Here is a 14,114-nt window from a genome sequence, read left to right on the forward strand (position 1 = left end):
ATATTGCAATATATAGATATGGGAGTTACAAAGACAGAAATATTTACAGAAGAGCAAAACCAATTGGCTACATTATTAAAAGCCTTGGCACATCCGGCTCGTATTGCCATTTTACAGCGTATGATGGTGGCTAATACTTGTATCTGCGGAGATTTGGTAGGAGAATTAGGCTTAGCGCAAGCTACCATATCTCAACATTTAAAGGAGTTAAAAAATGCAGGATTAATACAAGGCACTATAGAAGGTGTAAGCGTTTGTTATTGTATTCATCCAGAAAACTGGAAAAAATTAGAACAACACTTAAGCGGTTTTTTAAAAGAATTTAAAGGTCCTGTAAGCTGTTGCTAAAATGAATTAATCATTAAATCATACTATTATGAATGTTTCAGAAATGATGACTTGGAAAGAATTTAGGGCTGCTTTGGTTGCGAATCCCTTATTAGATTTACAATTTCAATATGCCGAGGATAAATGGGTTTCGCCCTCTTATCATATCACAGAATTAAAATACGCACCTATCACTTCTGTTGATTGTGGTGGTGTGGTAAACAAATGGACAGAAGTTATCATCCAGCTTTGGGAGCCAGAAAATCAGCAACAGCTTAAATCTATGAAAGTTAGAAAAGCTATCTCTATTATTGAATTGGTAGAAAAATCTTTAACTATTGAGGCTGATGCGGTTGTAAAAGTAGAATTTGGTAATCAAGAATATGATACCAGACAGTTATTGCCAAAAGCTTTTGTCAAAGATGAGGAGAATTGCATTATCGATTTAAGACCCGATGTTACCCAATGTAAGGCCATAGAAAGAGGTGGAAGTTGTGGTACCACTCCAGCAGGAGAAGAATGTTGTGCACCATCGGCTGTAAAGCCAAAAATTCAATTAAAAAACTTAGTTACGCAAGAAGGAAACAGTTGCGAGCCTGGTTCTGGATGTTGTTAATTTTTAATTATTTAAATAGAATAGATGAATATTTTAGTTTTATGTACAGGCAATAGTTGCAGAAGCCAAATTGCTGAAGGTTATTTAAAGCATTTTGCACAAGAGCATGCAAATATTTATAGTGCCGGAATAGAAACACATGGTGTAAACCCAAGAGCAATTGCTACCATGAAAGAAGATGGTATAGACATTTCTAAGCATACTTCTAACCATGTTGATGAATACACTAACATAGATTTTGATTATATGATAACCGTTTGTGATCATGCAAAAGAAAATTGTCCGTATTTTCCAACTCAGGCTCAGAAATTTCATTACAACTTTCCAGATCCAGCCAAAGCACAAGGTACAGAAGAGGAAATTATGGCCCAGTTTAGAGAAGTAAGAGAGATGATTAAAAACTACGCACAAAATTTTGTAGCTACCTACGTTAAAAAAGATTAAGATATGTCGGCAAATAACTGCGCTCCGGCGGTAGAGCGGAAAAAATTAGGATTTTTAGATCGTAATTTAACCTTATGGATTTTTATAGCTATGATATTGGGCGTGGCTCTGGGTTATTTTATACCATCATCCTCTGCTTATATCAACTCCTTTTCTAGTGGAACAACTAATATCCCATTAGCTATAGGTTTAATTTTGATGATGTATCCGCCGCTAGCAAAAGTAAAATATGAAAACATGGGCGAGGTATTTAAAAATACCAAAGTGTTAAGCGCTTCGCTCATTCTAAATTGGGTTATTGGTCCTATTTTGATGTTTATTTTGGCTATTACTTTTTTAGCTAATTACCCCGAGTATATGGTGGGCCTAATTTTAATTGGCTTAGCCCGATGTATTGCTATGGTAGTGGTTTGGAATGAACTTGCCGAAGGAAACCGAGAGTATGCTGCAGGTTTAATTGCCTTAAACAGTATTTTTCAAGTGCTTTTGTACAGTGTGTATGCCTATATTTTTATAACCGTTTTGCCTCCCTATTTTGGCTTAAGCAGTTTAGCTGTTGATATTACCATGAGCCAAATTGCCGAGAGTGTTTTTATCTATTTAGGGATTCCTTTTTTGATGGGTATTATCAGTAGATATAGCCTAATTAAACTCAAAGGCGAAACGTGGTTTCAAGAAAAATTTGTTCCTTTTATATCGCCTATTACTTTAATTGCCTTACTTTTTACCATTGTGGTAATGTTTAGCCTAAAAGGCAAATTAATGATACAAATACCTTTGGATGTAGTAAGAATTGCCATCCCCTTACTCATTTACTTTGTGGTGATGTTTATCCTGAGTTTTTATGTAGGAAAATATTTTGGTGCCGATTATTCAAAATCAACATCTATAGCTTTTACAGCTACCGGGAATAATTTTGAACTGGCTATAGCCGTTGCCATTGGTGTTTTTGGTATTAACTCTGGGCAGGCTTTCGCCGGGGTTATTGGTCCTTTAGTAGAAGTACCTGCTTTAATAGCTTTGGTAAATTTAGCTTTTTGGTTTAGGAGAAAGTATTATCCGAATACGGATTGAAAAAAAATCCACAGGTTGTCAAAACCCATAAAATAATGCAAAACCAAATTGCATTTTACATGTTGACTCTAAATGTCCAAAACCTTGAGGTTAATTTTAGGAGATCAACTCAACTGGCAACATCCTTGGTTTGCTGATAAGCAAAAGGATGTTACCTATGTGATGATGGAAATTATGCCAGAACAATTATATGTGAAGCATCATATCCAAAAAATTGTCGGTTTCTTCCTTAATATGAGGCATTTTGCCCTGAGTCTTAAACAACAAGGGCATCATGTGATTTACTTTTATCTGGATAGCGCAGAAAATCAACAAGATTTTAGAGCAAACTTAATCTGGCTCAAACAAAAGCTCAACATCAAGAAATTTGAGTATCAATTACCAGATGAATTAAGGCTAGATGAAACTTTAAAAGAAATCCAAAAGGAATTTAAAGAGAGTAAAGTTTATGATACGCATCACTTCCTAACTTCAAGAAATGAAGTAAAAGACTTTTTCAAGGGGAAAAAGCAATACCTCATGGAAAACTTCTACAGGTATATGCGTAAAAAGCATCATCTATTGGTTGATAGCCAACTTAACCCAATAGGTGGTCAATGGAATTTTGATGCTGATAATAGAAAAAAATATGATGGAAAAACGCCTTTGAAAGAACCTTTACTTTTTAAAAGGGATGTTACCGAGTTGGTAAACTTACTAGAAAAAATGCAGGTTCCTTATATAGGCGAAATCAATAAAAAAGAATTTGATTACCCGGTTGGTAGGCAAGAGGCTTTTGCGCTGTTAGACCACTTTTGTCAAGAACTTTTACCCGCTTTCGGTACTTATGAAGACGCCATGCTGAAAGAGCATGTAACTCTATTTCATTCCAGATTATCTTTCGTACTCAACCTAAAAATCATCAGCCCTAATGAAGTTGTACAGCAAGTTATAAAATACTGGGAGCAGCATCAAAACAGCATTACCATTGCTCAGGTAGAAGGATTTACAAGGCAAGTGATAGGTTGGCGAGAGTATATGCGTGGAATCTATTGGGCAGAAATGCCTAGTTTCAAAGAAAAAAATTTCTTTAACTACACTACTTCCTTACCAAATTGGTTTTGGGATGGAAAAGTGAAAATGCACTGCCTAAAGCACTGTTTAGCTAATTCTTTAGAAAATGCTTATGCACATCATATTCAGCGCTTAATGGTGATTGGAAACTTTACCTTGTTGGCGGGGATCCATCCTACAGAAGTTGATAATTGGTTTTTAGGCGTTTACACAGATGCTATAGAATGGGTACAAATTACCAATACCAGAGGAATGAGCCAATTTGCAGATGGAGGCATTGTAGGAAGTAAACCTTATGTTTCATCTGCCAACTATATTGATAAAATGAGTAATTATTGTAAAAACTGTTTTTACGATAAGACCAAAAGATACGGAAATAAGGCATGCCCATTCAATAGCTTGTATTGGAATTTTTATATACAACAAGAAGAAAAACTTAAAAATAACCAAAGGGTATCTATGATGTATAAACTCTTGGAAAAAATGGAACCTACAGAGAAAGAAAAAATTTCAGAACAAGCAAAAAAATATTTGGAAAATCTAAACAGCTTGTAAATTTGTATTTGTTTAAACAAATTTAACATTAGCTTGTTACTGCAATAACTCTAAAGCAGAAGTAGCTATAAAACAGGTAAGGTGAAAAGATTTTCTATTAGTGATATTGAGAACTTAACTGGTATAAAAGCCCATACCATTAGGGTTTGGGAACAACGTTATAATTTCTTCACGCCAAAACGTACAGAAACCAATATCCGTTATTATGATGATCAAGATTTGTGCATGTTCCTCAACATCGCAACATTAAATGAAAACGGATATAAAATCAGTAAGATTTCTCAAATGAATAGTGAAGAAATCAATCAACTGGTTGCCTCACTCAAGGAAAATCATTACAATACCAATATACAGGTTCAAATGCTTTCAAATGCCATGTTAAAAATGGATGATGAAGAGTTTGACGAAATTTTAAGTACTTGTATCAGAGAAATGGGAATGGAAACGGCTGTAGCCGAAATCGTTTTCCCCTTTTTAAGAAAAGTAGGCTTTATGTGGCAGGTTGGTACCATTAACCCAGCACACGAGCACTTTGCTACGCATAAAATAGAGCAAAAAATTATTTATTGTACCACACAATTCAATAAAAAAATTAATAAACAAGGTAAAAGATATTTACTCTTTTTACCACCTAATGAACATCACCAAGTAGGCTTGTTGTTTGCACAATATATGCTAAGAAGCAATGGTCACCATGTTTTATATTTAGGTCAAAATCTCCCTTACGAAAGCTTAGCCGAGGTTGTAAATTATTATGAGCCTGATTATGTATTATCCGTATTAACAGTTTTAAATACAGATACGGATGTTGATGATGCAGTCTCTAAAATTAAAAATGCCATTGGCCAAACCCCCTTAATTCTTACAGGGAGTTTAATTACCAGTCAAGAGACTAATAAAGAAGAGAAAATCATCATCGTGAAAAATATAGGAGAGTTTGCAAGTATCATAGAAAAGTTAAATATGAGCATAGCTTCTTAATTTCAAATAATTATTTGAATATTTAAGCCTTTTAAATTAGTGGTTTACAAACCTATTTTTTACTTTTGCCCCTTATAAAGAATTAGTTTTTGATGGATAGTTTTTCATACCTAAGTAACGCAGATTCTGCCTATATAGATTCCCTTTATCAATCATATAAAGAAGATCCGCAATCAGTAGATTTTGGCTGGCAGAAATTTTTCGAAGGATTTGATTTTGGCCAACAGGCAGCAGACGGAAACAGCGCCGAAAATGTATCTGTAAATTCAACTCCAGATCATGTATTAAAAGAAATTAATGTTTTAAACATGATTAATGGCTATCGTACTAGAGGCCATTTGTTTACCAAAACCAACCCTGTAAGAGAAAGAAGAAAATATTATCCTGGAAAGGGTATAGAAACTTTTGGTTTTACCGATGCTGATTTAGATACCGTATTTAACGCCGGTGTTGAAGTTGGTTTAGGCCCTGCTAAGCTGAGAGACATTTATCAACTATTAGAAGATACTTATTGTCAATCTATCGGTGTGGAGTATAGATACATGCGTAATCCTATCAAATTTAAATGGTTTGAGGAGCGTATGGAATCTAGTCGTAACCTGCCAAATTTTGATACCGACAAGAAAAAGAGAATTTTACAAAAGCTTAACCAAGCTGTAGTTTTTGAGAGTTTCTTAGGAACAAAATTCTTAGGTCAGAAACGTTTTTCTTTAGAAGGAGCAGAATCTTTAATACCTGCTTTAGACTCGGTTATAGAAAAAGGAGCGGAGTTAGGTATCCAAGAATTTGTGATAGGTATGGCCCACCGTGGTCGTTTAAATGTTTTAGCCAATATCATGGGTAAAACATACAAAGATATTTTCTCTGAGTTTGATGGTAAATACAATAAAGATTTACCTTTTGGTGGTGATGTTAAATACCACATGGGTTTTTCTACCGATGTAGAAACCTCTAACAACAATAAAGTTCATTTAAGTCTTTGTCCTAACCCTTCTCACCTAGAAACTGTGGGTGCCATTGTAGAAGGTTTATCAAGATCTAAAATGGATATGAAATACGGTAGCGATTATAAAAAAATCGCCCCTATTTTGATACATGGTGATGCTTCAGTAGCCGGTCAAGGCTTGGTTTACGAGGTTTTACAAATGGCCAAGTTAGATGCTTATAAAACAGGTGGTACCATCCATTTGGTTATCAATAACCAGGTAGGTTTTACTACTAACTTTAAAGATGCTCGTTCATCAACTTACTGTACAGATATTGCAAAAGTTACTTTATCGCCAGTATTCCACGTAAATGGTGATGATCCTGAAGCGGTAGTTTATGCTATCAATATGGCGATGGAATATCGTCAGCGTTTCCATAATGATGTATTTATAGATATTTTATGTTACAGAAGATATGGACATAACGAGTCTGATGAGCCTAGATTCACGCAGCCACTTCTTTATAAAACCATAGAAAAACATCCAAACCCAAGAGAAATTTATGTTGAAAAACTTAAAGCTGCTGGGGCTGTTGATGCCAATTTGGCTAAACAAATGGATAAAGAGTTCAGAGATCTTTTACAAGAAAGGTTAAATGAATCAAAAGAAGATGAAGGTGCACCAATAAACCCAGTTTTCTCTGGCGCATGGACAGAAGTAAGGTTCTCTAAAGAAGAAGATTTTGTGTCATCTCCTGATACCAGCGTAGATAAAGATACTTTCTTAAAAATAGCTTCTAAAATTACCGATTTGCCAACCGATAAGAAATTCTTATCTAAAGTAGACCGTTTGTTTAAAGATCGTAAGAAAATGGTTAACGAAACCCATGTTTTTGATTGGGCAATGGGCGAGTTGATGGCTTACGGTACTTTAGTTAACGAAGGTAACCGAGTAAGAATAAGTGGTCAAGATGTTGAAAGAGGTACATTCTCTCACCGTCATGCGGTTGTTAAAGTAGAAGATTCTGAAGAAGAATACACGCCTTTAACACAAGTATCAGAAAAGCAAGCTCCTTTTGAGATTTATAACTCTCACCTTTCAGAATACGGTGTACTAGGTTTTGAGTATGGTTACGCCATGGCAAACCCTTATGCTTTAACCATTTGGGAAGCACAGTTTGGAGATTTCTTTAACGGAGCTCAAATTGTTGTAGACCAATACATATCATCAGCAGAAACCAAATGGCAAAGAGCTAATGGTTTGGTGATGTTATTGCCTCACGGTTATGAAGGTCAAGGTCCGGAGCACTCTTCTGCAAGGGTAGAGCGTTTCCTAGAACTTTGTGCCGAGTATAACATGAGCGTTGTAAATTGTACTACGCCAGCTCAATTTTTCCATGTATTACGTCGCCAGCTAAAAAGAGAAATTCGCAAGCCTTTAGTTGTATTTACACCTAAGAGTTTGTTAAGATTCCCTAAATGCGTTTCTCCTTTAGAAGATTTTACCAATAGTAAATTCCAAGAAGTTATTGATGATGCATCAGCGAAAGCTAAAGATGTAAAACGTGTATTAATCTGTACTGGTAAAATTTTCTACGACTTACAAGAGGAGAAAGAAAAGTTAAACAGAAAAGATATTGCTATTGTGAGATTAGAGCAAATGTATCCTACTCCTTTTGCACAGTTAGATAAAATTAGAGAGAAATATATCAATGCTGAGTTTATTTGGGTACAAGAAGAACCAGAAAACATGGGCGCTTGGCCATTCATTAGCAGAGTGTTTAGAAAATCTAAATTTGATTTTGATGTAATTTCTAGAAAGCCTAGCAGCAGCCCTGCAACAGGTTTTGCAAAATTACACTTAGCAGAGCAAGCTGCCATAGTAGCTAAAGCTTTCGAGATAAAAAATACAGAGCAAGTTAAAGAAGTAGTAAAAAAAGCGTCGACCGCTAAAACTGCTAAAGTAGATTAATCATATATCAAATATATAATAGCGTATTTATGAGCTTAGAAATTAAAGTGCCTGCAGTAGGCGAGTCTATAACTGAAGTGATCCTTTCCAGATGGATCAAATCTGATGGAGATCATGTAGAAATGGATGAAGTTATTGCAGAACTGGAATCAGATAAAGCTACATTTGAGCTTACTGCAGAGGGTGCAGGAGTATTAAAAACTATCGCAAAGGAAGGCGATACCCTAGAAATTGGTGCTTTAGTATGTAAAATAGAAGGTTCAGATTCTGCTCCGGCTAAAGAAGAGGCTTCTGTTGAAGTTGCTAAAGAAGAAGCGGCTCCTGCAGCAGCACCAGCTTCCACAGGTGGTGGTGTTGTAGAAGTAAAAGTTCCGGCAGTTGGAGAATCAATTGCAGAAGTTACTTTAACCAAATGGTTAAAAGCAGATGGTGATGAAGTTGCTATGGATGAGGTAATTGCAGAATTAGAATCTGATAAAGCAACATTTGAGTTACCAGCAGAAAGTGCAGGTGTTTTAAAAACTATAGCTAAAGAAGGCGATGTATTAGAGATTGGTGCTTTAGTAGCTTCAATTAGTGGTTCAGCAGGTGTTTCTGCAAAAACTGTTTCTTCTACACCGGCAGCAGCACCAGCAGCAAGTTCAGCAAAAGCTGAAGGAGCTTCTTCTTATGCAGATAAAACACCTTCTCCAGCAGCAGCCAAAATTTTAGCAGAAAAAGGCATCAGCCCTAGCGCAGTAAGCGGAACTGGAGTAGGTGGCAGAATCACAAAAGAGGATGCTAATAACGCTCAAGCAGCTAAGCCAGCAAGTGCTCCGGCAAAAGCAGCAGCTACTAGTCAGCCAAGTACAACAACATCTGGCGATAGAGTAGAACGTCGTGAGAAAATGAGTTCGCTAAGAAAAACCATTGCTAAGCGTTTAGTTTCTGTTAAAAATGAAACGGCTATGTTAACTACTTTCAATGAAGTTAATATGGCGCCCGTAATGGAGCTTAGAAAAAAATATAAAGATCAGTTTAAAGAAAAACATGGAGTAGGTTTAGGCTTCATGTCATTCTTTACTAAAGCAGTTACAGAAGCATTAAAAGATTTCCCTGCGGTAGGTGCTAAAATAGATGGCGATGAAATTGTTTATAGTGATTTTGCTGACGTTTCTATAGCGGTTTCTGCGCCTAAAGGTTTGGTTGTACCTATCATTAGAAATGCAGATAAAATGTCTTTAGCTCAGATAGAGAAAGAAGTTATCAGCTTAGCTACAAAAGCAAGAGAAAACAAACTTACTATTGAGGAAATGACAGGTGGTAACTTTACCATCACCAATGGTGGTATTTTTGGTTCTATGTTATCTACCCCTATTATTAATGCGCCACAATCAGCTATATTAGGTATGCATAATATTGTTGAAAGACCAGTTGCAGAAAACGGACAAGTAGTTATCAGACCAATTATGTATGTAGCTTTGTCTTATGACCATCGTATTATTGATGGACGTGAGTCTGTAGGTTTCTTAGTTAGAGTTAAGCAACTTTTAGAAGACCCAGCAAGATTATTACTAGGCGTTTAAGCCTTTTCGATAAACTAAAGAAACCTCTGGAATTTTCTCCAGAGGTTTTCTTTTTTAGTGAGCAAATTTATGAGCATCAAAAAGTATTTAATCGTTTCTGTTCTAATCTTAAGCTCTTTAAGTGGCTTTACACAGCAATTAGAAACGAATGTTAATTTCCACGGTTTTGCAGATAATAGAGAATATGCAAAATCAGGACGTTTATCTCAAACCATATTCGGTGCTCGTTTCTCGCCTGAAATTGGTGTTTTATTAGATAGCGTACATCGTCTAAGAGTTGGTGTTAATTTACTTCACGAATTTGGTTCTTCAGAATTTATAAAAAAAGCTAATCCGGTTATCTATTATCAATACCAAAACAAAGCTTGGGATTTTTATTTAGGAGCCTTCCCGAGAGTAAATTTATTGGATGATTATCCCCGTATTCTTTTAAACGATACCTTAAATTATTTCAGACCCAATATAGAGGGGATGTTGGTTAAATATGAAACGGCGAAGTTTAAACAAAATATCTGGATAGATTGGACAAGCAAGCAAACTAACCAAAACAGAGAGGCATTTTTATTTGGTTTTTCTGGAAAATACCAGCCGGGTAAATTCTTCTTATCACATTATGCTTACATGTTCCATAATGCTTTTTCTAAAATGCCGCCTGCCGACCAATATTTACAAGACAATGGAGCTGTTTTGGTGCAATTGGGTTTAGATTTAGGCAAACCCCTGTTTCTTGATTCTTTAACAATTTCGGTAGGAGCAATGGCTTCTATAGAAAGAACCAGAGGTTTAACAGGTATAGAAACTCCTACAGGTTTTATCAGTAATTTATATGCAGCTTACAAAAAGTTTGATATACAAAATACCTTTTATGCAGGTCAAGGTCATTTCTTAATTAATGGGGATAAGTTTTATACATCTGATGTTTATGACCGTTTAGATATTGGTTTTACACCTATTATGTTTAAGAATATACAAGGTAAATTTATTTGTTCTTTACATTTTGTAGATGGTGTAATTGATAGTCAGCAAGCTTTTTCTTTAAGGTATAACCTGTTTAATTCTAAAGGTCTAAAAAAGTAAGTTCATAAAAAAAGAGCTTCAGAATGATACCAAAGCTCTTTTTTTATGAGTTTTATGTTAGTTAAAACCTCTCAGAAGCATTAAAGAAGAAATTACCTTCAATTAAAGCGTTATCATCAGAATCAGATCCGTGTACTGCGTTTGCATCAATAGATTTTGCGTATTTGTTACGGATAGTTCCTGGCTCTGCTTTAGTTGGGTCTGTAGCGCCAATTAATTTTCTGAAATCTTCTACAGCATTATCTTTTTCAAGAATAGCAGCTACAATAGGTCCAGAAGACATAAAATCAACTAAATCTTTGTAAAAAGGACGCTCTTTATGGATTTCATAAAATTTACCAGCAAGCTCTTCACTTAAACGGGTATATTTCATGGCAATAATTTTAAATCCGGCAGATGTAATATCATTCAAAATAGCACCAATATGTCCGTTTGCAACGGCATCGGGCTTAATCATTGTAAAAGTTCTGTTAGTAGCCATATTTGTTTTTGAATTTGACCGCAAAAATACGTTTAAAATCTTAATGTAAAAGCTATAGCTCTTTAATTTGTTGGTAATTATGTAACTTCGCAATTATTAGATTTTTGGATGATTGATATAACCGCTATTAAAGCGCTGCTTGCTGAGCCTAGACGTATTGTAATTACTACTCACCATAAACCAGACGGAGATGCCATGGGCTCTTCATTAGGTTTATACAACTATTTAATCCAAAAAGGACACTTTGTTAAAGTAGTTTCCCCAACAGATTATCCGTACTTTTTACAATGGCTGCCTAATAATCCGGAAGTTATCATTTTTACAGAAAAGCAAGAAGAAAGTAAGAAATTAGTGGCCGATGCCGAGCTTATTTTTTGCCTTGATTTTAATGCTTTATCTCGTATTAATGAGTTAGGAGATGAGGTAAGAAAATCATCAGCCATAAAAATTATGATAGATCATCACTTAGAGCCAGAGGGTTTTGATGATTATCGTTATTGGAATATTGGCGCCTGTGCTACCGCCCAGTTGGTTTATGATTTTATTGTAAATGAGTTAGAAGAGAAACAATACATCAATAAGGATGTAGCTACATGTTTATATACTGGTATCATGACAGACTCTGGATCATTTAGATTTCCAACTGTAACTGCTGGTTTACACCGTATCGTAGCAGATTTAATAGATGCAGGTGCAGAAAACTGGAGAATTCATCAACAAGTATATGATAACGCTACAGAAGGGCGTTTAAAATTCTTAGGATATTGCTTAAGTAATAAATTAGAAGTTTTTAGAGAATACAATACAGCTTTAATTAGTGTTTCTAAAAGTGATATCGCAAAGTTTGATATTCAAACAGGCGAAACTGAAGGGATAGTTAATTATGCTTTATCAATAAACGGAATAAAATTAGCGGCATTTATTGTAGAAAGATCAGATAGGGTAAAGCTATCTTTACGTTCTACCGGAGATTTCCCGGCAAATGAAATTTGTAAAAAATATTTTGATGGCGGAGGGCATAGAAATGCTGCTGGTGGCCATTCTGAAGAAAGCTTAGAGCAGGTAGTACAAAAATTTAAAAGTATATTACCCGAATATCAAAAGCTATTGCTACTATAAGAAACATAAGTTTATATTTGGCAGCAATTTTTGATATATTGAATCATTAAAAAAACAGATAAACGATTATAAAATAGTAAAGGGCAAAAAAATGCCTCATTAAACAAAATTAAATTAATGAAAAAAGGATTATTGATTTTAAGTATAGCAGCGTTAGGATTCGCAGCTTGTAACGGTGGATTTAAGAAAGGTGCATCAGGCTTACTTTATAAAGTTCATGAAGATGTTGAAGGAGATTCAATCAAAGAAGGAGATTTTATCAGCTTAAATATTATTGCAAAAACCGATGGCGACTCTGTTTTATACAATTCTTATGAAATGGATAGAGCATCTCAAACTTTTGTACCAAAACCTATGTATGATGGTGATTTATTTACCGCTATCATGCAATTAACTAAAGGCGATAGCGCTACCATTAAAGTAGATATTGATTCAGCCGAGAAAAAAGGTCAGCCAAGACCACAAGGTATTAAAGGAAAATACATCATCTACACCGTAAAAATTGAAGATGTAATTAAAAAGGATACTACGAAAGAGCAAGAGTTCCAATCTAAAATTGAGGCTTTCTTTAAAGCAGAAGGTGATAGAGCTAAAAAAGCAGAAGCACCTAAATTAGAGAAATACATTAAAGATAACAGCTTAAAAGCCCAAAAATACCCTTCAGGTTTACAAGTAGCTACCTTAACAGAAGGTACAGGTGTGCAACCAAAACCGGGTGACAGCGTAATGGTAAACTATACGGGTAAGCTAGTTTCAGGTAAAGTGTTTGATACTAGCTTGCCAGAAGTTGCTAAAAAGAACAACATTTACAACCCAGCAAGAGAACCTTACACTACTTTAAACTTAGTTATTGGTCAAGGTAATGTGATACCGGGTTTTGATGAAGGTGTCTTAAAAATGAAAAAAGGCGGTAAATCAGTTTTATTGATTCCTTCTGCATTAGCTTATGGAGAGCAAGGCATGCAAGGTGGCATGATTGGTCCATTTACTCCTTTAGTATTTGAAATAGAATTGGTAAACGTTGTACCGGGTAAAGGTGTAGCAACGCCAATTTCGCCGGAAGCTCCGAAAAAATAAAAATAAAAACCCTTTCTAATTTTAGAAAGGGTTTTTTGTTATGTTCCTTTTTAAGAGATAAAGAAAGTACTTTTTAGAAATGATATTGACAGATACCCACACTCATATTTATTATGAGCAGGATATAGATAAAAGAAAGCAGTTGATGGATAACTGTTTTCTTAACTATGTAAGTAGATTGTTTTTACCCAATGTGGATCATGAATCTGTTCCCATGGTTTTTGATTTATGTAAGCAATATCCAGCAAATTGTTTTCCTATGCTAGGTTTGCATCCTTGTGATGTTAAAATTGGATTTGAGGACGAATTAAGTAAAATAAAATCTTATCTGCATGATGCAAAAATTTATGCTATTGGTGAAATAGGAATAGATTTATATTGGGATAAAACCACGCTTAGCTTACAACAAGAAGCATTTAAACAGCAAATTCAATGGGCTAAAGATTTAAATTTACCTATCGTTATTCACTGTCGTGAAGCGTTTGATGAGGTGTTAGCCATACTTCACGAAATGAAAGATGATAAACTAAGAGGAATATTCCATTGTTTTAGCGGAAATTTAGAACAAGCCAGAGAAGTCATCTCCTTAGGGTTTTTCTTAGGGATAGGCGGGGTTGTAACCTATAAAAAGTCTGGTTTAGATGCAGTAGTAAAACAAATAAATCTAAAGCATATTGTTTTAGAAACCGATGCGCCTTATCTGGCTCCGGTACCCTTCAGGGGAAAGCCTAATGAGAGTGCTTACCTTATTCATGTTGCCCAAAAAGTGGCAGATTTACATCAAATTCCTTTAAAAGAGCTTGCAGAAATTACAACGGCTAATTCCATAGAAATCTTTGGTGTATAAG

General features: G+C 35.2%; 13 protein-coding genes. 12 read left to right on the top strand and 1 reads right to left on the bottom strand.

What is annotated here, in order from left to right; genetic code table 11:
• Positions 1-18 precede the first annotated feature (18 nt).
• The 9 genes from H510_RS0109495 (at position 19) to H510_RS0109535 (ending at position 10,589) form a co-directional block, all read left to right on the top strand.
• On the top strand, positions 19-348 hold the full coding sequence (locus H510_RS0109495; RefSeq protein WP_026904109.1) for an ArsR/SmtB family transcription factor: 330 nt from the start codon (positions 19-21) through the stop codon (positions 346-348).
• Positions 349-376: 28 nt separating this feature from the next.
• Positions 377-943, top strand: coding sequence for a DUF6428 family protein (locus H510_RS0109500; protein ID WP_026904110.1), 567 nt, complete (start codon positions 377-379; stop codon positions 941-943).
• Between the two features lie 24 nt (positions 944-967).
• Positions 968-1,387, top strand: a complete 420-nt coding sequence (locus H510_RS0109505) for an arsenate reductase ArsC (RefSeq protein ID WP_026904111.1) — start codon at positions 968-970, stop codon at positions 1,385-1,387.
• A gap of 3 nt (positions 1,388-1,390) precedes the next feature.
• Complete coding sequence (gene arsB, locus H510_RS0109510) at positions 1,391-2,461, top strand: ACR3 family arsenite efflux transporter (protein WP_026904112.1); 1,071 nt, start codon at positions 1,391-1,393, stop codon at positions 2,459-2,461.
• Positions 2,462-2,545: 84 nt separating this feature from the next.
• Positions 2,546-4,069 (top strand): cryptochrome/photolyase family protein, encoded by a 1,524-nt coding sequence (locus H510_RS0109515; protein WP_245584814.1) that lies wholly within the window; start codon positions 2,546-2,548, stop codon positions 4,067-4,069.
• An 81-nt stretch (positions 4,070-4,150) separates the two neighbouring features.
• Positions 4,151-5,050 (top strand): MerR family transcriptional regulator, encoded by a 900-nt coding sequence (locus tag H510_RS18615; RefSeq protein WP_036692481.1) that lies wholly within the window; start codon positions 4,151-4,153, stop codon positions 5,048-5,050.
• 92 nt (positions 5,051-5,142) lie between these two features.
• Positions 5,143-7,947, top strand: a complete 2,805-nt coding sequence (locus tag H510_RS0109525; protein ID WP_026904114.1) for a 2-oxoglutarate dehydrogenase E1 component — start codon at positions 5,143-5,145, stop codon at positions 7,945-7,947.
• 29 nt (positions 7,948-7,976) lie between these two features.
• Entirely contained in the window at positions 7,977-9,512 is a 1,536-nt protein-coding gene (gene odhB / locus H510_RS0109530) for a 2-oxoglutarate dehydrogenase complex dihydrolipoyllysine-residue succinyltransferase (protein ID WP_026904115.1), read from the top strand.
• Between the two features lie 69 nt (positions 9,513-9,581).
• On the top strand, positions 9,582-10,589 hold the full coding sequence (locus H510_RS0109535) for a hypothetical protein (protein WP_026904116.1): 1,008 nt from the start codon (positions 9,582-9,584) through the stop codon (positions 10,587-10,589).
• Between the two features lie 61 nt (positions 10,590-10,650).
• Here H510_RS0109535 and H510_RS0109540 read toward each other — a convergent pair whose 3' ends face one another.
• Positions 10,651-11,070 carry a nucleoside-diphosphate kinase gene (locus H510_RS0109540; protein WP_026904117.1) on the bottom strand — a complete coding sequence of 140 codons (420 nt, stop codon included), beginning with the start codon at positions 11,068-11,070 and terminating at the stop codon, positions 10,651-10,653.
• Positions 11,071-11,178: 108 nt separating this feature from the next.
• Between H510_RS0109540 and H510_RS0109545 the strand changes: the two genes are divergently transcribed.
• The 3 genes from H510_RS0109545 (at position 11,179) to H510_RS0109555 (ending at position 14,113) form a co-directional block, all read left to right on the top strand.
• Positions 11,179-12,189, top strand: coding sequence for a DHH family phosphoesterase (locus H510_RS0109545; protein WP_026904118.1), 1,011 nt, complete (start codon positions 11,179-11,181; stop codon positions 12,187-12,189).
• A gap of 117 nt (positions 12,190-12,306) precedes the next feature.
• Positions 12,307-13,266, top strand: coding sequence for an FKBP-type peptidyl-prolyl cis-trans isomerase (locus H510_RS0109550; protein WP_026904119.1), 960 nt, complete (start codon positions 12,307-12,309; stop codon positions 13,264-13,266).
• Between the two features lie 79 nt (positions 13,267-13,345).
• The gene (locus tag H510_RS0109555; RefSeq protein ID WP_026904120.1) at positions 13,346-14,113 is read left to right on the top strand and encodes a TatD family hydrolase; all 768 of its coding nucleotides are present in this window, start codon (positions 13,346-13,348) and stop codon (positions 14,111-14,113) included.
• Position 14,114 lies beyond the last annotated feature (1 nt).

Origin of the sequence: Pedobacter glucosidilyticus DSM 23534 (genome assembly GCF_000425145.1) — a bacterium.
Classification (GTDB): Bacteria; Bacteroidota; Bacteroidia; order Sphingobacteriales; family Sphingobacteriaceae; genus Pseudopedobacter; species Pseudopedobacter glucosidilyticus.